Annotated in this window: 17 protein-coding genes; 12 read left to right on the top strand and 5 right to left on the bottom strand. The window is 54.7% G+C overall.

Going from position 1 to position 22,541, the window contains the following annotated elements:
• The first annotated feature begins 640 nt into the window (after window positions 1–640).
• The 10 genes from Pla52o_RS26070 to Pla52o_RS26025 all read left to right on the top strand — a co-directional run bounded on the left by Pla52o_RS26070 (window position 641) and on the right by Pla52o_RS26025 (window position 12,854).
• Window positions 641–910, top strand: a complete 270-nt coding sequence (locus tag Pla52o_RS26070; protein WP_146597576.1) for a hypothetical protein — start codon at window positions 641–643, stop codon at window positions 908–910.
• Between the two features lie 152 nt (window positions 911–1,062).
• Window positions 1,063–1,521 (top strand): hypothetical protein, encoded by a 459-nt coding sequence (locus Pla52o_RS26065; RefSeq protein ID WP_146597575.1) that lies wholly within the window; start codon window positions 1,063–1,065, stop codon window positions 1,519–1,521.
• 192 nt (window positions 1,522–1,713) lie between these two features.
• A complete protein-coding gene (locus tag Pla52o_RS26060; protein WP_146597574.1) occupies window positions 1,714–2,085 on the top strand; it encodes a hypothetical protein in 372 nt (123 codons plus the stop codon).
• 271 nt (window positions 2,086–2,356) lie between these two features.
• Window positions 2,357–3,331, top strand: coding sequence for a hypothetical protein (locus tag Pla52o_RS26055; protein ID WP_146597573.1), 975 nt, complete (start codon window positions 2,357–2,359; stop codon window positions 3,329–3,331).
• Window positions 3,332–7,523: 4,192 nt separating this feature from the next.
• The gene (locus Pla52o_RS26050) at window positions 7,524–8,276 is read left to right on the top strand and encodes an MOSC domain-containing protein (protein WP_146597572.1); all 753 of its coding nucleotides are present in this window, start codon (window positions 7,524–7,526) and stop codon (window positions 8,274–8,276) included.
• A 122-nt stretch (window positions 8,277–8,398) separates the two neighbouring features.
• On the top strand, window positions 8,399–9,694 hold the full coding sequence (locus tag Pla52o_RS26045) for a hypothetical protein (RefSeq protein ID WP_231612673.1): 1,296 nt from the start codon (window positions 8,399–8,401) through the stop codon (window positions 9,692–9,694).
• Window positions 9,695–9,835: 141 nt separating this feature from the next.
• Window positions 9,836–10,333 (top strand): hypothetical protein, encoded by a 498-nt coding sequence (locus Pla52o_RS26040; RefSeq protein ID WP_146597571.1) that lies wholly within the window; start codon window positions 9,836–9,838, stop codon window positions 10,331–10,333.
• A gap of 146 nt (window positions 10,334–10,479) precedes the next feature.
• Window positions 10,480–10,920 carry a hypothetical protein gene (locus tag Pla52o_RS26035; protein ID WP_146597570.1) on the top strand — a complete coding sequence of 147 codons (441 nt, stop codon included), beginning with the start codon at window positions 10,480–10,482 and terminating at the stop codon, window positions 10,918–10,920.
• A gap of 573 nt (window positions 10,921–11,493) precedes the next feature.
• A complete protein-coding gene (locus Pla52o_RS26030) occupies window positions 11,494–12,090 on the top strand; it encodes a DUF1569 domain-containing protein (RefSeq protein WP_315852974.1) in 597 nt (198 codons plus the stop codon).
• 50 nt (window positions 12,091–12,140) lie between these two features.
• A complete protein-coding gene (locus tag Pla52o_RS26025) occupies window positions 12,141–12,854 on the top strand; it encodes a zinc-ribbon domain-containing protein (protein ID WP_197169543.1) in 714 nt (237 codons plus the stop codon).
• 120 nt (window positions 12,855–12,974) lie between these two features.
• Here Pla52o_RS26025 and Pla52o_RS26020 read toward each other — a convergent pair whose 3' ends face one another.
• From Pla52o_RS26020 to Pla52o_RS26000, 5 genes are all read right to left on the bottom strand, one after another.
• Window positions 12,975–14,339, bottom strand: coding sequence for a DUF3748 domain-containing protein (locus tag Pla52o_RS26020; RefSeq protein ID WP_231612672.1), 1,365 nt, complete (start codon window positions 14,337–14,339; stop codon window positions 12,975–12,977).
• Window positions 14,340–14,432: 93 nt separating this feature from the next.
• Window positions 14,433–16,352: an asparagine synthase (glutamine-hydrolyzing) gene (gene asnB / locus Pla52o_RS26015; protein WP_146597567.1), complete on the bottom strand. Its 1,920-nt coding sequence runs from the start codon at window positions 16,350–16,352 to the stop codon at window positions 14,433–14,435.
• A gap of 111 nt (window positions 16,353–16,463) precedes the next feature.
• Window positions 16,464–17,507 carry an aspartate/ornithine carbamoyltransferase family protein gene (locus tag Pla52o_RS26010; protein ID WP_146597566.1) on the bottom strand — a complete coding sequence of 348 codons (1,044 nt, stop codon included), beginning with the start codon at window positions 17,505–17,507 and terminating at the stop codon, window positions 16,464–16,466.
• Between the two features lie 163 nt (window positions 17,508–17,670).
• Complete coding sequence (locus Pla52o_RS26005; RefSeq protein WP_146597565.1) at window positions 17,671–19,158, bottom strand: sodium:solute symporter family transporter; 1,488 nt, start codon at window positions 19,156–19,158, stop codon at window positions 17,671–17,673.
• The gene (locus Pla52o_RS26000) at window positions 19,155–19,769 is read right to left on the bottom strand and encodes a hypothetical protein (protein ID WP_146597564.1); all 615 of its coding nucleotides are present in this window, start codon (window positions 19,767–19,769) and stop codon (window positions 19,155–19,157) included. Before Pla52o_RS26000 ends, Pla52o_RS26005 begins: the two co-directional genes overlap by 4 nt.
• A gap of 1,262 nt (window positions 19,770–21,031) precedes the next feature.
• On the opposite strand from Pla52o_RS26000, the gene Pla52o_RS25995 reads away from it, so the two are divergent.
• Together Pla52o_RS25995 and Pla52o_RS25990 are read left to right on the top strand one after the other, a co-directional pair.
• On the top strand, window positions 21,032–21,529 hold the full coding sequence (locus Pla52o_RS25995) for a low molecular weight protein-tyrosine-phosphatase (protein ID WP_146597563.1): 498 nt from the start codon (window positions 21,032–21,034) through the stop codon (window positions 21,527–21,529).
• A 175-nt stretch (window positions 21,530–21,704) separates the two neighbouring features.
• Window positions 21,705–22,487 carry a TIGR00282 family metallophosphoesterase gene (locus tag Pla52o_RS25990; protein ID WP_146597562.1) on the top strand — a complete coding sequence of 261 codons (783 nt, stop codon included), beginning with the start codon at window positions 21,705–21,707 and terminating at the stop codon, window positions 22,485–22,487.
• Window positions 22,488–22,541: the final 54 nt, after the last annotated feature.

The following is a 22,541-nucleotide window of genomic DNA, read 5'->3' as shown; positions in this document are numbered from 1 at the left end:
GGGGCCGCTCGGAATCCTGCTCGCACACCGTCACCCCGAAATCATCAAACGCTTGACGCTAGTCGCCACTTTTGCAAAGTCGCCGGCCCCACTTGCAGCGTGGTTGATTCCATGGTCGATCCTCTTTCGACTTCCGATGCCAAACTTTGTTGCTCGCCGTTACTTCGTTGGCCCAAACCAATCGCTAATCAACGAATTAAGAAATGCCGTTCGCCAACCATCGCCTCGAACACTCGTTCGACGGATACATTGCTTGATGAATGTTGACGTCACAACGCAGCTCTCTGAACTAAAATGCGAACTCGTATATTTACGTCCGAAACATGATCGACTTGTTCCCTATCATTCACTGAATACAATCGTAAAAGCGAATCCATCTGTTTCCGTTTTCGAAATTGACGGTCCGCACCTGATTTTACAAACACAACCAAAACTAGCATGGGACTTTATCGTAGGTGGACACCGTCAACCGAATGCCCCGACTACAAAACGATGAACCGTCCCCGATTTGCATCGCGCGTTCGCGTCGCTCATCATACCTTTCACTCGGCCCGGTTATCTTGGTCGTTCGTCGACCTGAATACTTCACCTGATGAAATCGATCACCTGCGCGCGACCACGCCAATTTTCATTTCGATCGATGCTCGCAAGTATGGGATTTCTGGCGGTTTACCTCGCGTTGATTGTTCCGAACTACGTCGCATTTCGTCACGCATTGGCAAATTCTGCGTTTGGGATTCCTGCAATGTCACGCCAATACGCGCTGACTTGGTTCACCTTAATTGTCTGTACCGCTATTTTGCTGCCCCCGCTAATTAAGTTGCGACTAAAGACACCCACGATTGCCTTTTTAGTTGCATCGATGTTCGCGATGATCCTAAACGGCATCCTGCCAGCTGGTATGATGTGACATGTGGGCTGGGGAACTTTCGCCGCTCAAAATACGACGAACCCACTGATGAACCGCCGGCGGCCACGAGCGTTTGCTCCAGTGGTTACGTCGATCGGGTCGACGCGGTTATTGTCAACGTTCGCAGTCAAGCTCAGCTGGAAAATTCCGCAATGGATTTGACGTCCGCCCGCTTGCGACGCTCGCTTCTTCACGCGATGAAGGCGGGACTTGTTTCGACCCTGCTTACTTCCCTGTTGGCCATCGCGTACATCGTGACGCTCCCCGAGCCTGAAGCGGGAGCATCACAAGATGCTCGAGAGTCATACGCCGAATGGAAGCAATCGCTGTATATTCCTGTAGCGGTCGTGGCGTTCATAGAGGTTCCTTTGATTGTTGCCTCAGCACGTTTCGCATCCCTGTATCCGCCTCAGCCATTGAAATTCAAATGTTCACTCGGCCTCACGGCATTAGCTGCAGCAGTCGCTCACGTAGCAACCGCGTCGGTGAAAGGATCGCCGAATCACGCGACTGGTCTCGTTGGCGCTATCGCTGCTGTTATTCTCCTGACATCCATCGGATTTCGTCGTGAAGAAAGTCGGGAGTTAGGTCCGGGCAATCATCAAACCTAGAAAGGATGCGAACAAATCGGTGAATAGGAGGGCTCGGCGCAGTCAGTCCTGAAGTCATGTCCTCTCCTCGCCCCCGTTACCTCAACCGCTCGTCGTGTCGAATTGGTCTCCCGAAAGGGAAACTGACATTGGTCACCGGTCATTGCAACGATAAACTTTCGCAAGCTACTGTTTCCCTTCACGGAGGACGCCATGCGTTACATGAAATTGATCTTTGCGGTCACGCTCACTATTGTCTGTGCGATCGCCATTGTGAACCGGAGTCCGACGAAGGCTATTGCTGATGAAATCGCGGACGTTGACAAGGTCTTCCCTGTCTCTCATCGTCTCAACGACCTCCCGGTATGGAATCAGGACGGCAAGACATTTAATCCAATGATTCTGATGGCGTACCTCAAGGCATCTGCCGACACTGCTGGGTGGGGTAAGACGTCAACGATGGCTCCGTACCCTCCCGAGAAACCTTCGGTCTTGGTGATCTCGACAACGAGTGCCGACCATGATCTGATCGCTGACGCACTCAAACGGTTACGAGATTCAATGGTTCAAACTGACGTAGAATAGCGACGAACCCTCGATTGGCCCGGAGTGCTCAAAAGCGATTTCCCTAATGGTTGATCTCTCGTTCGCACTCGGTCAACCGTACCATTCGTCGGCAGAATGAGGCTGTATCGGCACCCGCAAACGCACGTGAGCTTCAAGCGGCGATCGGTGGCGTTAAATGGTGACATACGGCGAGACATTGCCCTCAAACTCACCGCAGCAGTCGCAGATCGAATTGCGCGTCTGAATCAAATTGGCGTACGCCTTGAGCCGCCCTTCGAAAGAAGTAAACGTGAACGATCCCGCGAACGCAGACGAAGGACCTGTGCCTTCGAGAACTTTGAACTGCAACCGAAGGACACGGCTGGTCATCCTGATCGGTGTGTGTTGCGTCGGCTTCTTCATCGCTGACGTGGCGACGCCAACCTGCTTCAAGGATGCGTTTCCGGCGATGCTTGCTTTGGGTGTCGTGACAGCACAACTGACCGTCATCTGTGTGTGGGGGACATTGGTTCGCGGCACGTTTTGGATTCGACTTCCGTGGACTTTGCTGCTACTCGTGCTTTCCTGGTGCGCGTTTGCGTGGGGGATCACGCTTGAGAATGGAAAACCTGATACCGAATCGATGCTCGGGACGGCTGTGCTTTTGATGTTTGGGTTCGTCACCAGCTTTGTGCCTTTGAAGATTGCTGCGATGTGCTTTCGATGGCAGATCGTCCAAGATTCTGCGGACGATCAAAACGCGGGACGAGACTCTCGCTACGCGATTCGTGACATCATGATCGGAACGCTCCTATTGGCACTATCAATGGGGATCGGGCGCGCGATGTTGCCGGATGAGGATATTAGCTTCACACGCGTCCTGCATGCGAGTGGCCTCGACAACGCTGAGCCATTGATTGCAATTACAATCTATGGGATTGTCAGTCTGCTCGTGAAGCTGCCCTGTATTTGGATCTCGCTCGGAGAAAAAGCAGAGAAGATTAAATCGAAAATCGGCTTGTGGGTTGTGTACTGCTTGGTGTTGGCGATTTTCGAGATTGGATTGCTGACTGCATTGCTCGGGAGCCCAGGAAGCCAATCCCAAGAACTGTTTGCGGGGATGATCATCAGCCATCAAATAATGGGCGCGATCATGTTGGGCGTATGCCTCGCGCTCCGTGGGCTGGGTTATCAGCTGGAGCGGTCCCTGAGCAGGAAAGCGGAGCACAAGTCGGAGGATGAATCCAATGCCACTACTTCCGTTCCCGACCCCGAATCTGTTTGAAGTAGAAGACGCTGCCAAGCTCAGTCACTCGAGAGTAATTTCACGGTATGATTCACCCACTAATGCGGTTAACCATCGCGATCGGGACCGGGGGGCCGGATCGCTCCGGCGGCCCTCTCCCACAGCACCGGACATGCGGGCCCGTATCCGGCGGCCCGAGCACGAGTTTTAAGTCATTGAACAACAGCCAACGCCACAATGAGTTGACCGACGGACGGCGGCCTGTCTCCGAAAAGCCTGACATGCGAGCGGACCGAAATACGTACTTGCTCGTTCCCTTCGGGCCTTTGCTGACCACATGGGCCGACTACGATGCCCTCTGCTGACTTCCAGTCGGCACCGAGCAACTTTCTAGTGCACGGCCCTGGCTTTCGGGCGAGCCCTACTCCCAGGTACGCCTACTGGATCTCCCCAGATAAGGGATCGTGATCTGTCCCCGCCCAAGTGCCACATCTACCTACGCTCCGTGTTTTTCCCAGGCATCTGCCGGGCTTCCGGTTCGGTTTCACAGTCAGCAGCCTGCTGTGATCTGATGAATCGCTCCGCGACAGGCCTGGAGTCATCGGCCTCCGATCGGGTTTCTGTTCGTAACAAACGCGGATCTTGGCGTGAAGATGGCCAGCGACGATTCGTTGCTGGTCTACCGAACATCTTCGCAGGCTCCTCCCCACCGATCGTCACCTCCGGCGCAGTTGCCGCGTCGTCCTGGCAATTGGCCTCGTACTGTTCATTACGAGCTATCCATTTTGCATCATGACTACCATAAAGAAACCGGAACTAAGTACTTGGGACTGGCTTCCCGCAAGGGAAGTGGCACCCCACAAGATCACGCCCATTGTTGGGTGTACTGCACACGAAGCACGGCTTGCGCGGGACTTGGCCATCACAACCGTTCTGCCAATGGAATGAAATTTCACAACGCAAGGTCGATGGTGACGTAAATGAGACGACACGAACTTGCAATTAAACGCCAAGCTCCCTGATTGTTGGTTGATCGACTGGCACGCTCCATGTCGGTTGTCCGATCGCTTGCCGCTGCCAACTAACGCTGGGCGAAGCCATTAGTGTGCGATTAGCGAAGATTAGTGGTCTTTCTTGCTGGAACACTAATTGCCACCCATGAGCACTAATCGATTCACGGTCTTGACAATGCGGGAATACCAACGCAGGCGATATGCCCGCTGATCGTCGCCGGCTTGCTAATTTGCTCGGTCGAATGTTGCCCGGCCTTACTTCGGTCGATATCTTGAAGAAACACGAAATCGATTCAGTTGATGAGTCGTCCGCCACGCAAACCCAGCGCAAGAACCATGTGTTGCACGCGAGATCGCGATCTGAGTTACTTGGCTGTTAGAGAATCGTCTGCGCGATCCGTGTGAATACCAATGTTACCCGAATCACGTGCGCATGATTAATGATTCACGCTCATTCGTATGGTTCGCGGGTAACGACGGCGTGGGACAATCTGCCCGCGAATCACGCAAATGAACGCCAATGTTGCACTGTCGAAACGGCGTGAACCGCATCGCGTTGGACCGCGCTGATCGAGATGTGATAAACTGCGGTTGGTTGTCCGGGACGGTCACGGGCGCCCCGATGCGTGAATAGCGAGGGGGGCATCGGTTGAACCGAAGTTCCGAACTATCTTTTCTAGGCCATCACAACGTCCACCGCCGGAACTCGATTCACTCTGACGTTCGTTGTCTTGGTAACAGTCGAAACAGAAAACGATCCGAGGTAAGCCGTGTTTGGAATCGGTCCGATGGAACTGTTGATCGTCTTGATTGTCGGCGTCTTGACAATCGGGATTCCCATCTGCATCGTTGTTTTGCTTGTTCTTCTGTTGCGAAAACAGAACAACGCGAGTGGAGACAGTCCCCAAATCTCGCAACTACAGCAAGAAAACCAGCGCCTTCGGGACGAATTGGCGACACTAAAAAGGACGTCCGAAGGGTGAACCAATGCATGCGATGTAAAGAGAACGAAGTCCTCACCGCTTCACCCCGACGAACAATCGCGTGCACCACGCGAACGCGGGTCGGGCGTTATCCGACTGAAGTCCCGGGGCCATTCCGGCAATGGCACATCGGCGGTGGTGATGGTTCTGCCCCCGGCTTTACCTGCACGCACTTTGCAGAAGCGATAGCCCCCTGCTTGACTCTTAAGGAAACATCCCGTCGGACGCTGCCTGACATCGCATTGGTGTTTGTGGTCACACTGATTTTCGCATCTCTTGTTTTTTTGCTGGGGTTTGCTTTCGCAGTGGGCCTGGCTTGGCACGAGCAGTCCCAATATCCCGATGACGCCTCAGCAGGAAGTGTCGCGGCCATCGCGATCGCGACGACTTCGTTTGGCGGTTTATTTGGGGAGACTTATCAGCTTCGTCGAGTCTCTCTCTCGGGTCATGAAAGGCCGCGAGCGTAAGAGCCAGCAAAGCAAATGCCATTTCCATGCACCGGAGCCGGTATACTGGTCGTTATGGGATGGAGAAAGCTACACAGTCGAATCGGTGCGCGTGATCTGCGCGGTCGATGATTTGATCGCAACATCGTGGGGCCGATCCAGTGGTCCGCGTTCGTACCGTCGGCGCTCGAAATCGTGGGACGTCGTAGACGCTTTGAATCGGACGACGCGCCGTCGAGGCTCTTTCTCCACTGCATGATTGGCAAAAACATATGGGGCAAAAAGATGCGTAACGTGTGGAAAGAGTTCAGCGTCGCTATCGCCCGGATCGATTCGTCATTTTTTGCCTTTAAATCGATCAGCGCGGTTGGATTGAACAGGAGGTCGCAGAGGACACGGAGCACAGGGCCGTTCTCGTCTGTCCTGTGTTTGCCCTAAAACGCCGCTAGTTCTTCTGAACGCTTGCATATTTGCTGGCCGACAGCCGTTCCCCACATCTTCTAACCTTCTATTTTCTAACCTGCCTGTCCGGCGCCCCGTATGGATGCTGCAACAACAAATTGGCTCAAGATGCTCTGTCCCCGTTGGCATGGGATGTTTTGCACCACTAATGAACACTGATAATCACTAATGGTGGCGCCCGAACTCGGCACATCTGAATTCATCAGACCTCGGTTTCCTGGGATTCGTATTTGAAGTCACGGTTTGATTGGTGCGCGGTCGGATTGAACAGGAGGTCGCAGAGGACACGGAGGCGATGGTCAATTCAGCTCGATTCCCTCCGTTGCCTCCTGTTCATTCATTTCTTCTTGCGGCGAGCAGCCCATGCTTGCTCGTACGCGGACAAACGTTGCCCTGGCGATCGAGCTTTCGTATCCTTTGGATGTGCAGTTGTCCTGGTGGCGGCTCGTCCGCTCGGACCGGGTGATTACCGCCGTTGACGCTGTTCATTGCTTGGAACGGGGGCTGAGATTAGTGTTCATTAGTGCCGATTAGCGGTTCGTGTTTCCGGATGTTTTGCACCACTAATGAACACTGATAATCACTAATGGTGGCGCCCGAACTCGGCACATCTGAATTCATCAGGCCTCGGTTTCCTGGGATTCGTATTTGAAGTCACGGTTTGATTGGTGCGCGGTCGGATTGAACAGGAGGTCGCAGAGCAAACGGAGGCGATGGTCAATTCAGCTCGGTTCCCTCCGTTGCCTCCTGTTTGTTTCTGTTCGCGGTGGACAGCCCACGTTCCAACGTACCAGGACGCATGTTGCGCTGACGAAAATCACCTTCGGCATCATTTGCTGTGAGTTGATGGGTGTATGGTAGATCCGGGCAACGAAAGCAAACCAACGTCTGCCGATTTGAACACGGGCGACCAACGCCTGAATTGTCGAGGCAGCTTGCGAGGTTCGATTGCCCTCGGCGATTCGGATCGAGACGGTGGTGGCGGCTTCGTCATATATCGCTTGCTGTCGTTTGCCTTGCGACGGTTCGGTATCGCGACTCGCTCCGATGATCAGATAGGCGATCAAGGAAGTTTTGCTCCCAAAACGAGAGCGGATTTCGCAGATTCAGCTGCGGATGGCAAACACTTCTACTTTTGCTCTCCATGCGATCAAGACATGGAAATTGATGAAAACGACCGGTGCGTGAGGTGCAGGTACACGGTTTAAATTCACCACAGCGGATAAAGTTTACATTCACCAAATGTACGCGGCCGGGAGCTTACAATTGGAGCATCGACCGTGCGTACTCGGTGATTTTAGACATTAGATGGCTGAGGGCCTAAAGCATGCGACAAGAGAATTCAAAACGAATTGGCCAAATTAGTAAATTGACGCGATATCCAGTCAAATCGATGGCTGGCGTTGAAATGGAACATTCCGACCTTGGATGGCATGGGCTGGTCGGAGATCGGCGATTCGGTGTTCGCCAGATGAAGAACGCCAGTGGATTGGCATGGCTAACGGCGAATCGAATGCCCGAGTTATTGATGTACCGTCCTTGCGACTTCGATACCGATTCTGGCGAACGACTCCCAACACGCGTTCAAAGTCCAGCGGGTGATGTGTTCGAAATCGAAGGCGACAAACTGAGGGCTGAGATACGCGATCAGATTGGCTGCGATGTCGAAGTAATGGCAATGAAAGACGGGATTTTCGACGATTCGCCAATCTCCGTTATCGCAACCCAAACCGTTTCGACGCTGTGCAATGAGGCCGGAGTGGCCGTTGACAGTAGGCGATTTCGGGCAAACATCGTTTTAAATTGTGACGAGGTTGCCCCTTTCCTTGAAGACGATTGGGTCGGTCGCGTGCTCATGTTTGGCGTGGGCAACAGTGCACCGGCGGTTCAGATAACGAAACGCGATGTGCGCTGCAAAATGATCGGTCTAAATCCCGATACAGCACAACACGACCCCTCGGTGGTGAAATCCGCAGTCAAGTTAAACGAGAACAATGCTGGCGTTTATGGCGACGTGATTCGCACTGGCACGATAAGCATTGGTGATCCGGTGTTTGTATTGGACAGCAATGCAGGCTAAGGATTGTCTAAAAACCCTCGTAACAACATGCTGCACTGGACTCCGCCGACCACATTTTTCAATGATACGATCGCACCAACGTCCCGATCATCATCGGGGCGTTATCCAAACGAGAATCTGACATGAAGCCACTTTGTTTTTTCATCACGTTTACACTCGCGGTTTCGTCGTGGCCTCCTTCCACGGGCGTCATTAACATTGCCGCCGAAGAAACATTGTCGTCGTCGCCGGCGGTGTTAGATGCCAAAATGGGACAGGCGTGGGAGGTCACATGGAACCGATTCTTCCAAAAGGATGTGCAGACATTTGCCGATTACTTGAGCAGTTATGAACCGGGGAAGGAGCTCTCCCACTTGCCCACGGCGGAGGAAGTGCGGCGACAGTATCCCAACCCTTGTGGTTACGGCACGGGGATGGAGGACGGAATGATCCTGGGCGGCGCGATGCTCAGCATTATTACTGACATGTACGCAGTCACCGAAGATGAAAGCCTCCGCGAAAGCGCCAAGCAGGTCTACAGCGGTGTGCGTCTCTGCGCCACGGTTCATGGTGTCCCCGGATTTCTCGCCAGGAATGTCTGTCGGGATGACCGCAAAAGCGTTTACATCAACTCTTCGCGAGACCAATACACGCATGGGGTACACGGACTCTGGAAATTCTATCGGAGCCCGCTGTCCGATGATCAGACCAAGGACGAGATTCGAAATATCCTGATGGCGGTGGCGGACCGAATGATTCAGTTTGTCACGCCGGAGAACGACTACGACTTTTGTCGCGCCGATGGACAACGGTGTCCTCTGGGGATCTGTCGCATGTGGAATGTACAGGCTCACGAAGCTGCCCGGCTGCCGATGATTTACGCCGCCGCCTGGGATGTCACCGCGGATCAGAAATACTATAGGCAATGGCGGAAATATGTGGCGAAGGCGGTACAGCAATCCACCGATCCCGATAAGAACACGCCTGCCTATGCAATTCTGCAAATGCAGTGCTCGTTGGAACTGCTCTATCAATTGGAACAGGATGATGACTTGAAGACGCAAATGAATGAGGTGATGCAACACCTGGCTAGATTGGCTGAAAAACGATCGAAGCGGGTCTCGGCGCAGCTCTCAGAGAAGACAGCGGAGGAGCGACGAATGCTTGGCCCAGACTGGCGCACGGTCGACAACTGGATCAACCAGAAGGGGTACCCCAACCCACAGTGGGGCTCCTATCGAGAAGTGTGGCATTTGACACGCGAAGCTGGCGAGGCAGCAATGGTGCCACTGATGGTGGATCATCCAGCGATTTCGGCCGAGCAAAGCAAGCGATTGAAGGAATTGATTCGGAGCACCGAATATTTACAAAACTCCAGTTGCGGGATCATCTATCACTTGGGTGCCTACTGGAAGGCTCGCTTGACCGGGAGCCTCTGAATCGACTTAGGCAAAGAGGCAACACGATGCATCGCAGCATTGGCTAATTAGAGGATTGCACGGGAGTGGCGGTAGCCGTGCGTATCGAAGTGGATGACCAGCTCCCGGTCGCCGTGAACTCAAATGTTCCATCAATACCTAATGACCGAAACTGAAAAACAAACTGCACGCTCAACTTCAAGCGATTTGCCGCGACGCTCGGTCGTTTCAGTCGTGGGTCTCAATTTTGCGATATTTGGTTTGATTGCGGCTGTTCTGTCGCCGTGGATTCTTGACGCGATCGCGCCCGAACGAAAACCGATGGATCAGGTGGCCGTCGAATTCGCCACTAAAGTGAAGGATCGACTCATCGCGAAGGCCAAAAAGCAAGAGTATGTACCGCCTGTACAACCGGACGAGGGTTTCGATATCGCGAAATGGTATCCCGCGGGCACGATTACACTCGGGTTGTGCGGCATCTGTCTTGGTGTCGGGGGTTTTTGCAGACAGGAAAACGTTCGCATTTCCGCTTCGTCGGTAGCCGTTGGTTTGGCTGCCATCGTTTTCCAATACTTCCTCCTGCTCGCAGCCACGATACTCTTCTTCTTACTGATCGGGATCATCTTGTCCGCATTGGGAATCGATCTGCCCTCGCCGTGATTATTCGCCGATAGGAAAGAGGACGGACATCAGGTTGCATCGGCGACTGGAACGCGAGCAATCGGAAGTGGCAAGTCACCCGCTTCCGACCCGCCGGCCCCTGGCCCCTGGCCCCTGGCGTTCGCCTACAAACACCTTGGCTCTCAATGAAACCCTTTCGCATATCGCTTTCCACTCTGTTTCTGCTTGTCGCAATTGCGGCTCTAACGATTGCATTGCTGCAATCGCGACTTCGCACAGCTCATCTGGAAGCAGAAATCAACTCGCTCACCCCCTTACGCGAACTCGACATTGCGGCACAGGTGGAAGCTGCGACTGCGGCCGTCGGCGTTCCCGCTACGGTGAATTCGTTGGCTTACGATCCCGCCGGTCCAACCTATCTCGTTTCCTACGCCTACCACGCGCCGGACACCGGGGCGCGGCAAACATCGAGCTTCCTCCTTACGTATCAAGGCGATGGCAAGTATTCCGGTCATTTGAGAACGGAACCGTACCTCCGTGAGGAGCCCGATGAAAAAGGGGAGCGTGGTATGCCAGTTGTAGTCTGGAACAAAGAAAACACGGTGGCGCCGAACGCGGGCGGTTGAGTCACGATTTGATTGCGATGCATCCAAGGAAACACATCGAACCGCAAATTGCACGGGAGTGGCGGTGACCGGGCGTATGGAAGTGGAAGGTCAACTTCCACATGCACGGTCCTGGATGTCGGGCCAGCCCCTGTTCCCAATTCCACTAGCTGAATCTCCCCCCGACATGAACGTATTCGGTGCCTGTCCATGTTCTCGATCCACCTCTATTTCAGCTCTCCGTTTGGTTTCACGTTGTCCTGCGTGTTCGCCCCGAAGGATCGGTCTTCGATGTGAATTCGGTACAAAACAATGCGTGGTTTGGTAAGCATGCGCCCGGCGGCGATACTCAGGCCGGCACTTACGCTCCCTTTCGTAGGCTTCCCCTCCACAATCGGTTGCCTCACCGTCGTTGCCGCGTTTACTAAGCAAGACGCGCCGTACTCTCATTCGTTATGATGATCATTTGGTATGCTGACTACTTAGAAAGAAACTGTGTGCCGGGGATTGGGTTCCCCAAGGAAGTGGCACCGCATTCGATCATGCCCATTATTGGGCGTACTGCAACGGAGCACGGGAATCGGACGTTTACAAATGGAAAATCAAACCACCGCCCCCGCTGACGCCGATCGTCATCCGACGAGATTGAATCCGACGGCAGGGAAAACCCGCCGTGAACTGAAATTCAACGAGCTTACTGACGCGGTGTCCGAATGCGAACGCTTGCTCGGGTCTGGATACGTTCGCAACGGCAATTGGTCTCTTGGGCAAATTTGTCGACACATGAAGTTGACAATCGAGGCCAACATGCATGGCTATCCAACGTGGATGTCAATTTTGGGATATCCCCTCCGACCGCTTTTGCGTTGGTTAGTTCTGCCACGTCTGCTTTCGGGCCATTCGCCTTCCGGCGTGAAGACGGCTCCAATGTTCGTGCCGCCAATGGATCTTGACGACGCCACCGAGGTCAGTGCGTTTACCGCTTGCGTTTTAAAGTTCCAATCAAACACTGGACCGCTGCATCCCCATCCGGGATTTGGTCCAATGGATCGCGACGGCTTCAATCAATTCCACGCGGCACATGCGGCCCACCACTTGAGATTCCTGGAGCCTGCAGTTGAGGATTCGTCGAAAAGCGTCGGACAACAATGCGACCAATCGATATCGCGGAGCCGGGTGACTTTGAAATAGACCCTCCGTGCTCGCAATCGAGTTATCGCGAGCGTTCACCGACAAAGAATATGTCAAGCAAATCCGACAAGTACGCCTCGTTTATTGACCATCCGAGATATGGCAGACGTCCGAACGTTACGGGACTGAACCCGAATCCAATGCATCGTGGCGTCCACTTGCATTGGAACACAACGTCCCATAACGAGATTGTTGCTCAATTCGAAGCAGTCGTTGGCAAGCCATGGCCATACGGAGACACCACTTCCTACACCGACCGCCCGAAACGCATCGCCAACACGGCAATCGTTGCAGACCTTTCCAGACAAACACCGGCTACGGTCCCCGTAACCCATTACTTTGACCTCGAGCGAAAATGTCGCGATTGCGAGCGACCATTCATTTTCTTCGCCAAGGAACAAAAGCACTGGTACGAAGTGCTTGGCTTCGGCCTAGACTCCGACTGCGTTCGCTGTGTCGATTGCCGAAAGAAGCTGCAAGGGATTGCGCGAACGCGAGAAATATTTGAGACGCTGTTCCATGTTGAAAGCAAAACGGTCGAGCAACGACTACAGATGGCCGATGCATGCCTTTTTCTGATCGAATCGAACGTGTTTTCTTCGCGTCAAACGGAGCGTGTGCGGCGTCTCTTGAATTCGATTCCAGATGACGCGGACGTGAGTGAACGGTCAAGGCATTTGGATAGGATGAATCGCATTCTGGCGGATGAAAGGAAGAGCAGCGAACCAAGCGTTGCACCCAAGTCACGCGAGTTGGGTCAATAAAAGCCGCGTCAATACCGTTTGACGATCACTTGGGCAAAACCAAGCTTCCAGCAGCCGTTCCCGCGTTGCGTTGACGGATGCCATGTCCGACTGAAACTCTCGCCTTCGCCGGCCGTCTGCTCACCGCTCGTTCTCGCGTCCCCACTGCGTCTCCGCAACAAAGACTTGATTGGTCGTTCCTGCGACCGACATGTCGGGACGCAGATAAGCAACGCGCGTCCCATCGGGTGAATAAACGACCGCCTCCGGACGAGGTTTAATCGCAGGATCCGTTGGGGACGTCAAAGGCGTCGTCTTGCCGTTGCAAACATCCACTTCACAGACGCAGCCCCCCACCACACAAGCGATCGCGAGACCATCGCATCGAAACGTAAACGCGGACTCGATCGAGAACTCGTTGTGCGTCAATTGACGAATACCTGGCTCGATTGGCGATGCGAGCCACAGTTGCGTGAGTCCGGCGTCGTCTCGCATTAAGAACGCAATTTTGCTGCCGTCGGGACTGCTGCGTGGCCAATGTCGAACGTTGCCAAGCCCTGGGTGTTTACGTTCCGCCGTATGGGTTAATCGCCGCTGAACCGTGCCCCGCGGCGGCTCCGGTCGCGTTGACGCAGTGCCACACAACGGCGCGTCGCCAGCCACCGTCACGTCGTCGGGGACATCCACCACGAACAACTCAGGAACGACGTCGCCACTCTGCGTCACCACGTCTCCGATAAAGGCCAACGCTCGGGTTTGCCGCGAGCGATCGCTACGAACGTAGCCGTTGCTTCCGACCCAAGCATCGCTGTAGGCTCGCAGGATTTCGTCGCTGCCCGGATTGGGCCGATCAACCGTCTTGGTGACAAGCACGCTAAAGGCTTCGCCCGCGTGATTGCGCGGGTGAGTGGCGGGGACTAAGACGGCAGAATCGGTCACCGAGACTCCAACATTGCGTTGGTTTTGTTGCGCATTGGCATCGGCGGAAGTTGCCAGAACATGGTCTTCGTAAGTAAAACTGATCCAACGGCCATCACCGCTAATGACGTGCACATGAGTACCACCGCGGAGCGCGCCGGCCGTATACGGCGGCACTAAGTCGCGAGCATCAAGATTAGCAACCGAGTGCGGCGTACCGGGGTTACGCGACTGCAGTTCGAGCGTCACGCCGCGACGATGCCAAGCGGCATAGGCCCAATCGTCGCTGGGGTTCTCTGGGCCATGGATGAAGACGATCTTGTCTTCACAGGGACTCGCCGTGACGACGCCGACGCAAGCCCCATGCTGGGCTTGGTAAACCACTTCGACATCACCGGATTCGACGTTGACTCGTTCAATCCGTGTACCATCAAACAACGAGCCTGCGGCATCACTGCGAACATCGTAATAAATCCAGTTGCCATCGTGCGACCAAACACCGAGGTTGGTTAACAGATGGTTAGTGGGGGCAAAGGTGATTTGCCGTTCGTGAAAACGATGGCTGTCAGCGGGAAGGAACGTTGTCATCATCAGCCAAAACAGTGAACCGATTACGAGGCACGCCCAATGCGTCTCGAGTTGCGTTTCACTTTAGTGTTTTCATGGCGTGATGTCATCGTCTCAATCCACCACGGGCAACGGCAGCCCTTCGACATATTGCCCCTGCAACATGTGCAATTGCAACGTGTGATTGATCACGATGTCATTGCGTCGTGCGAGCGTCCCGTCGGTTTCCTGCCACGCCCCTTCGATAAACGGATGGAGCGCTTCGCGGTTAAAGAAGCCGAGCTCAGCGACTCGATCGGGAGTCAGCCAATGGTCGATCATCTCCTGGACCGCGTTGCGTTTGACCGGATCGGTATGAGCCGGGGGTGCCATGAAGGCAAACTTTTTGCGTTCGTATAACTCGCGAGGCAATACGTTGACCATTGCTTCCCGCAGCACCCATTTTTCGACCCCGTCACGAATGCGAATCTCCGGCGGGATCGTCGTTGCGTACTCCGCTAAATGGTGGTCTAGGAACGCGGGCCGCGCCTCCATGCTGTTGGCCATATCCATGCGATCGCCCCCCCAAGTTAAAATTTGGCCTTCGAGCATCGTCTTGCTCCAGGTGTATTGGGAGATATCCAATCGATGTCGCCCGCGAACTTGATCTGGATCAATGGCCGCGGCGACGGCGGCGATCGGATCATATTCACGCAGCAAATCTTGCATCTCTGCGGACAACAAGGGACGAACCCGCTCGAGCACCAACATCCAAGGCTGCATGAAGGACGGCGTGAACCCACAGAGGTCTTCCCAAGCCGGATGCGTCAAATCCTCTTCGGATAAAATTGCGCCCGCGAACAAGCCGCCTTCGTCCTCGCGGCCCAACCAATCGCGTTTGAAAAACGGATAACCGCCGAACAATTCATCCGAGCCTTCGCCCGTGACGACGGCCTTGTAATTGCACGCGCGGACGCGGCGACTCATGTGCCATTTCGCCACCGCCAAGGTGTTATAGAACGTTCGCTCGGCGTGCCACGTCGCGCGTTCGAAGGCAGGGCCATAAAGCTCTTTCTCGGTCAACCGCAACAATTCCTGTTCCGCCCCAGTGCGATCGGCCATCAACTTGGCAATGTTCGACTCGTCGTACTCATCATTATCAAAGGCGATCGTAAACGCTTTGACGGGCGATTGTTGAAGCGTTGTAGCCAATCCTAAAATCGAACAACTATCGATCCCTCCGGACAGGTAACAGCCCACCGGCACATCCGCCTCTAAGCGTGTTGCGACCGCGTCGATCAAGCGATCTTGGACGCCTTGGACGTACTCCGCAGGATCGGGGTTCGGATCGTGGGAGGTGGGAAAGACAAAATCCCACCATCGTTTGGTCTTCGTTTCCAGTCGCCCATCGCGAAGCTCGACAATCAACATGTGTCCCGGCTGAAGTGCCTCGACACCTTCGAACGCGGTGGTCCCCGGCACCATCACTTGCATCATTTGATGCAGCGCCGCCCGCGGACACAATTTGGGAGTCACGTCGGGATGCTGCAAAATGGATTTGACCTCGGATCCCCAAACGACGCCATTCTCGTTCACGGCATAATAAAGCGGTTTAATCCCGAAACGATCACGGATCAGAATGAGGCGTTTCTCGCGATCGTCGTAAAGCACGATTGCAAACTCGCCGCGCAATTGGTCGACGAACGAAATGCCGTCTCGCAGGTAAAGTGGTAGTGCGACCGCGCTGTCACTCTTGCCGCTACACTCCCATTGCTGGCAAGCCAATTGCGTGCGAATGCGTTTGTATCCGTAGAGTTCGCCGTTCACCGTGATCGCATAGTCACCGGCGTCGGTTTCGATCGGCTGATGCCCATGGCTGAGACCGACGATCGAGAGCCGGGTGTGCCCCAAGGCAACGCCGTTTTCCAGATAGAATTTGCTCCCCCGTTCATCGGGACCACGGTGATCAAGCACATCCAACATTCGATCGAGCGTAAACCGCAACTCACGCTCATTCGTTCGCGATGGATTCCAAAACCCAGTAATGCCGCACATTCGATGTTCCTCTTTGAGATTGAATTGTTATGAAGGGGGCGCAAGCGGCAACCTTGGCCGAAGAACGCCAATGCGTTTCACGCCCCGTGACGGATCATCATTCGACCCGAATTAGATTCCGCTGATTCGATTCAATCGATCCAGCACGGCGGTCAAGAGAGCTTGCCGCACGAACACCGCACCTGCCGCTTGGGCAAAATAAAGATTGTGTTCGGTTTGGTCCAAGTCTTCGGACAACTCATCATTGCGTGCCAACGGATGCATGATCACGGCGTCCGATTTCAGATTGCTACTGCGATCCAACTTGTAGCGTCCGTCAAGATTCCGATAACTGTCCCCCAGAAACGCGATGGAATTCACATACACCACGTCCAGGTGTGGCAGGACTTCTTGGGCATCGTTGGTGATATCGATCGGAATGGGCGACTCTTCGATGGGCTCGGTTAAATCCAATCCCACCGGATCCGCCATCTCAGAGATCAGCGTGATCCGTTTCACCGAATTGGTGAACATCAACGACAAGCGGAGAAAACTCTTGACCGCTCGCATCGAGCCTGGGGTGCCGATGATTCCCAAGTGCACGCGGCGATCTTCGGGGCAATTTTCGAGAGAAAGCTCGGGACGCCATTTGAGCAGCGCGTACCAGTCGATCAGCGCCTGAGTGGGATGATGCCCCGATCCGTTGCCTGCGTTGATCAGCGGGCGTTGCAAATTGCGACGAATTTCATCCATGCTGTCGGTATCGGGATGCCGCATGATGACCACGTCACCATAGGTATTGAACATCTCACCGATATCCGCCAACGACTCTCCCTTGGCGACCCCGGTCACTTGTCCATCGGGTACCGAGAGCACCTTTCCATCGAGACGTTGCACCGCGCTTTCGAATGATAAACGGGTGCGAGTGCTCGCTTCGAAAAAGGCGGTGATGGCAATCTTGCCATCAAGCGGTTTATCGATTTCGACGTTTCGCATTTCCAAAACGGCCGCTAGTTGAGCGATCGCAATGACGGTCCTGCGATCGAATTGGCGAGGGTTCAAGATCGATTGTCCCGCGAGCGCTTCGAGCGCAGCGCGATCAATATTACCGTCGCTGACGTCCAACAAGTCCGCAGGATTCAACTGCTTACCTTTTGAATTAACCGCAATCTTCATTGAACTGTGAGGTGTTTGAGAGTTTGGAATTGTGCTCACGTTCTTCACCAAATTTTCTTGTCTCGAGAATCAAAAAAAAGAAACGCGACAAGAATCAAAACGCCGACGCTGCAAAGCACCAACGCACCGATCACAAGCCACTCTAGAAAGGCGACAGAAAACATCATAACAAACGGTCCTCTACGGCATCACGCTGATGCAAGCAATCCACACCTCCGTCGTCCACTCGCTCGCTCGAGAGTGAAGCGAAATCAAAACGAGCAGGAGCAATCAGTGTGCCCAAACCAAACACGACCCCGGAAACCGCCGCACCGACTAATGAACCGACAAACCACCCGATCCAATGATACGCAGCCAACCCCAACACACTTCCCGAAATCATCGCAGCACAGGCAGCCACGGCACTCGGGCGGCGAAAATACAAACCACCCACGATGGGCCAAATACAGCTGCCGACCATCGGCCCGGCAAAGAACAAGACGGTCGCCAAGGTGCCTCGATTGGGCCAAGCGAGCGCCCAAGCCAAACCCCCTAGAAAAATGATACTGATCGCGGAATAACGTCGCTTGGAGGCATCGTCGATGGGATCCCGCAGCAACGGCTCGACAATGTCATTGACGATTAAATCCGAAGTTGCCGCCAACAAACTATCGATGCTCGAGGCCAGCGAACAAAACACGATCACAAACACCAACAACGCTCCGCCCCAACCCAACAAGGTCGCTGCGACCAAGGGGCCGACGGTATCCGGTTGGCTGATGCCGATTCCGAGCGTGGGAGCGGCCAATCCTAAAAAGCCTGCCAAAATCGGCACCGGCAACCACAGCAATCCTCCGATCGCGTACGCCTTCGGGCCGACCCCCTCACGCATCGCGAACGCTCGGCTCCACCAAACATTGCTATGAAAGATCTCGCCAAAACTGAACAACATATTATTGAACAACGACATCAAGGCGGCGGGAAATAGCACCCACAACAACATCGGTCGATCCAATGTTAATTTTTCATGCACATCGGCAATGTCAATTTTGACAAGCACGGCGATCGCGACCACCACTAACCCGACCAAAATGATCAAACTTTGGATAAAGTCGGTGCCGATCACCGCGTACATACCACCGAACAACGTGTACAGCACGCATACCGAAACGACCACCGACATACCGACCTCGTAGGGAATCCCCGACAGCACGTTCAATAGCTTGCCGCCCGCCATCGACATCGAAATCAACCATGTCAACGCGTAAAAGATCGAGATGATCAGAAACGGAATCGTTCCCCAGACCCCATAGCGGCGGCGCACAAACTCGACCGCCGTGTACCCCTTGGGCATCAATTGGCGAATGCGGCCACTCATCGGTGCAAACGCAAACAAACCAAAGCTGGCCGTCGCGTACGCAACCGCTCCCCAAACGCCAAGTTGCAACGCGAACTGAGGCGCGAGCATCGTCGTGTTGGAGGTGATCCAAGTCGCCACCGCAGTCGCGGTGGCCAGCGCCAATCCCACGTTCCGGCCGGCAACCGCAAAGCCATCGTATGACTTTGCGCGTCTTCCCCACCAAATGCCAAGTGAGATCCAAAGCACGCTAAAGAGCGCCAACATCACATAACCCGCAGCCGAGCTGAGGATCGGAGCCGCAGCCACTATCATTTCAACTCCTCGACGCGGAGGTCCGTCTCGACGCGGCCATCGGTATCACGCCCACTAGAAAGCGACTCTTGCGAGTCGGTCCCCGCGGCAACCGGCGGCACCGAACGGGGGCGTGTCGAGCCACGTACAATTAAAGCCAATAGCGTGACAAAGACTGCCAAACCAACGACAAACAATCCGATCGCGTACCTCATCGGCCAATGCTCTACCACCACAACGGCGGGATCCCGAGTTGTCGCAATCACACTTCCATCCGCATCCAACGCTTGAACATGAAACGGATGAGTCCCATCGGATAACCCCGAGACGAACGCAACGGGGAATGCACCGCGGTAGAGTTCACGTTGCTGTTGGTCGACTAGAATGTATTGAGTCGCGTCTGAAATCTCGTTCCAACGGAGCGACAGATAGCCTTCTTTGTTGAGGGAGAACGAGGTCTCCTCGAACGCCAAGGATTGCTTTTCAGAGTGGAGCAGACCTTCCATTGCGTCGGCCCCGTCGCCGCGGTGCGCGAGTGGGCGATTGACCAGCGGCGAAGGATCGAGCGGCTCAACCGACGGATCTTGACCGAAAACAGGCGAAACCTGAACAAGCAGGAGGGTGAGAAACAACCGCGTCAATGACGCAGAAAAGCTCCAATTAAACGTTATGCCATGACGGCAAAAAAACACCGCATCTCCCGTGAAAACAACTTGCGATTTAAATTACGTCGCGGTTCGTGCAAAATCTCGTGCAATGACGTGAACCCCACTGGCAATTTTTTTGCCACGTGAAGTGTTCGCACGAACCCTCACCAGTCTCTCAAGGAGGCGTGCATCAACGTCGTCCAAGTGGACCGTCAAACTGGATCAGCTCAACTAGGATTTTTGATCATTTTGATAAAAATGATCGCCTTTCGATGGGGCAAGGATAACAAATTTCCGAAGCCGCCAAAACCCGACCCGGCGTTTCTCGTCCTCAAATGCATCGTGTCGATCATGATAAAAAGTGCAGGGAGTCGACAAAAAACGCGTTTTGGTGTGGCGTCATTTTATTCAGCGGTCTGACGGGAATGAGGCGACGATTCTCGCAAACCGCTCACGATTTTGAATCGCCGCGAGCGCCCGTACTTGTTAGAAAGGAGACGCGGCGATTGAACCTTTTCAATGCTCCGAGCCCCGAAACGGTGGCCTGGGTTGGGCAAGCATCAAACCACGCTTTGCCGGCGAGAAACGGCCGCCCGAAACGGCCGCTCAAAACAGAGGCGGCCGCTCCCTACCAACCCCGACGTGGTGTCGCTGTGAAGCTCCCGGGTCACAGCGACGTAACATCCCTCACGTAACATCCCTCACGTAACATCCCTCACGCGACATCACCCGCCTGGGATCACCCGCCTGGCGAAGCGGAGAGGGGCGGGAAACAAGCCTCGCGCGTGACGTGGAGCCCCCCCCCTCGCTGCCCCCCTCGCTGCTCGCCTCGCTGCTCGCCTCGCTTGATGTCCCCTTTTTTCATCGGCAGCTCTCTTTACTTCGAGGGACGAATTGTTCAAGTTCTGTGCTCGCCCGCAACGTTGCCGCAAAGCGTTATACTGTGAAGTGGTTCGGAGAAGTGGTTTGGAAACAACCTCGTCATTTGCCTCTTCTCCCTCCCCCCGGCAACCCAAAGCGAGCGAGAGGAATGAACTCTCGGCAGAGGAAAATTGCTAAGTTTTTTCTAAACCAATCCCCCTCGGTGCGCGTTCCTTGTGGGATCTCCCCCACCGCCGAAACGGACCGTCGTCGAGAGTGACCACGAGCGTTTTTTCGGGGGGGAAACCGTAACCAATATCGATTTCGGCGAATATCGCCAATCTGGACCACCGTGTCGGAGACACCCTGCTGAGGTGACCAATTCAATGACCAAACGAATCTTGTTTGTATGCCTGGGAAACATCTGTCGATCGCCGGCCGGTGAGGCCGTGATGAAACGGTTTGCACAAGAGTATGGAGTCGATATGGAAGTCGATTCCGCCGCCACGCATGCCTACCATGTCGGCAAACTTGCCGATCCAAGAATGCGATCGGCTGCCGAATCTCGCGGCTACGAATTGACCAGCCGTGCTCGAGTGGTGACGCCCGAAGACCTCGACCCCAAACGCTTCGACTTGGTCCTGGCGATGGATTCCGAGATCCATGCGGCGCTGCACGGCATGAGAAACGGATCGAAATTGCACATCCGCATGTTCGGCGATTACCTTGACGATCATTGGCCCAAGGATGTTCCCGATCCGTACTATGGCGAAGACGACGGGTTCGGCGAGGTCCTTGATATGCTCGAGGAAGGATGTCCGATCATCATGCAAACGCTTGCTGGCGAAGACATTTTCGAAGGCGAATTTGATGAAGATGCCTAATCAGCCCGTATCCTAAGCGATACCGACGGTTCAAGTTGCGTCCCCCCCAAGTCTCCGGCGTCCCCGCAAAAAACCCCAGTCTCCGGACGCAATGTGAATGCATTGGGATTGCGCCGGGGGTTGATCCTACTCAGGCCCGATGCCGGCCATCCCTCATTTTCCCAGACCGATTTTAATGCGAATCCTGTTTCTCGGTGACGTCGTCGGTAAACCTGGCTACACGGCCGTGCTGCAACACGCGAAACCGCTCCGCAAGGAACTTCGCCTGGATGCGTTGATCATCAACGCAGAAAATGCAGCCGACGGATCGGGGTTGACCTCGCGCCAGTATCGACGGTTGATTGAAGCGGGTGTCGATGCAATGACGATGGGCGACCACATCTATCGCGAGAAAGAGATCACCAAAACGCTACAAACCAGTGAGCGGATCCTCAAACCCGCCAACTTCCCCTCCGACGCTCCCGGCAAATGTTGGACGATCATCAAAACGGGCTCGGGCGGTTCGCTGGGCATCATCTCGCTGCTGGGCCGTGTGTTCATGCGACCTGTCGATTGCCCGTTCGCGGCGGTTGACCGCGTCCTGAAGGAAATCGACGGAAAAACGAACCACATCCTCGTCGATATTCATGCCGAAGCGACCAGCGACAAACAGACGCTCGGACGATACCTCGATGGCCGCGTGACCGCCGTGCTCGGCACCCACACCCACGTCCCCACCGCCGATGCCTGTATTTTTCCCGGCGGAACCGCGTTTCAATGCGATGTAGGGATGTGCGGCCCTTATACCAGCATCATTGGCCGTGACATTCAACGCGTGACCCGCACCTCCCGCACCTTTGAACCGTGCCATTTCCATGTCGCAACCGAAGACGTTCGGCTCTGTGGCGCGATCGTCGAAACCAATGCCCTAGGGCGAGCGACGTCCATCGAGCGATTTGAACGCCGGATCGACAACTAGCCGCATCGACGACTCGCCGGATTGCCCCCCCGATCGCTTGCGTCCCATGCGGGA

It is taken from the genome of Novipirellula galeiformis (assembly GCF_007860095.1).
Classification (GTDB): Bacteria; Planctomycetota; Planctomycetia; order Pirellulales; family Pirellulaceae; genus Novipirellula; species Novipirellula galeiformis.
Note: the sequence above shows the minus strand (reverse complement) of the source record. Positions and strands in the feature narration are given on the sequence as shown.

Coding starts and splice junctions, on each gene's coding strand:
- Pla52o_RS26070 (WP_146597576.1), top strand. CDS start 641: ATGCTCGCAAGTATGGGATTTCTGGCGGTTTACCTCGCGTTGATTGTT.
- Pla52o_RS26065 (WP_146597575.1), top strand. CDS start 1,063: ATGGATTTGACGTCCGCCCGCTTGCGACGCTCGCTTCTTCACGCGATG.
- Pla52o_RS26060 (WP_146597574.1), top strand. CDS start 1,714: ATGCGTTACATGAAATTGATCTTTGCGGTCACGCTCACTATTGTCTGT.
- Pla52o_RS26050 (WP_146597572.1), top strand. CDS start 7,524: ATGCGACAAGAGAATTCAAAACGAATTGGCCAAATTAGTAAATTGACG.
- Pla52o_RS26045 (WP_231612673.1), top strand. CDS start 8,399: ATGAAGCCACTTTGTTTTTTCATCACGTTTACACTCGCGGTTTCGTCG.
- Pla52o_RS26040 (WP_146597571.1), top strand. CDS start 9,836: ATGACCGAAACTGAAAAACAAACTGCACGCTCAACTTCAAGCGATTTG.
- Pla52o_RS26035 (WP_146597570.1), top strand. CDS start 10,480: ATGAAACCCTTTCGCATATCGCTTTCCACTCTGTTTCTGCTTGTCGCA.
- Pla52o_RS26030 (WP_315852974.1), top strand. CDS start 11,494: ATGGAAAATCAAACCACCGCCCCCGCTGACGCCGATCGTCATCCGACG.
- Pla52o_RS26025 (WP_197169543.1), top strand. CDS start 12,141: ATGTCAAGCAAATCCGACAAGTACGCCTCGTTTATTGACCATCCGAGA.
- Pla52o_RS26020 (WP_231612672.1), bottom strand. CDS start 14,339: ATGACAACGTTCCTTCCCGCTGACAGCCATCGTTTTCACGAACGGCAA.
- asnB (WP_146597567.1), bottom strand. CDS start 16,352: ATGTGCGGCATTACTGGGTTTTGGAATCCATCGCGAACGAATGAGCGT.
- Pla52o_RS26010 (WP_146597566.1), bottom strand. CDS start 17,507: ATGAAGATTGCGGTTAATTCAAAAGGTAAGCAGTTGAATCCTGCGGAC.
- Pla52o_RS26005 (WP_146597565.1), bottom strand. CDS start 19,158: ATGATAGTGGCTGCGGCTCCGATCCTCAGCTCGGCTGCGGGTTATGTG.
- Pla52o_RS25995 (WP_146597563.1), top strand. CDS start 21,032: ATGACCAAACGAATCTTGTTTGTATGCCTGGGAAACATCTGTCGATCG.
- Pla52o_RS25990 (WP_146597562.1), top strand. CDS start 21,705: ATGCGAATCCTGTTTCTCGGTGACGTCGTCGGTAAACCTGGCTACACG.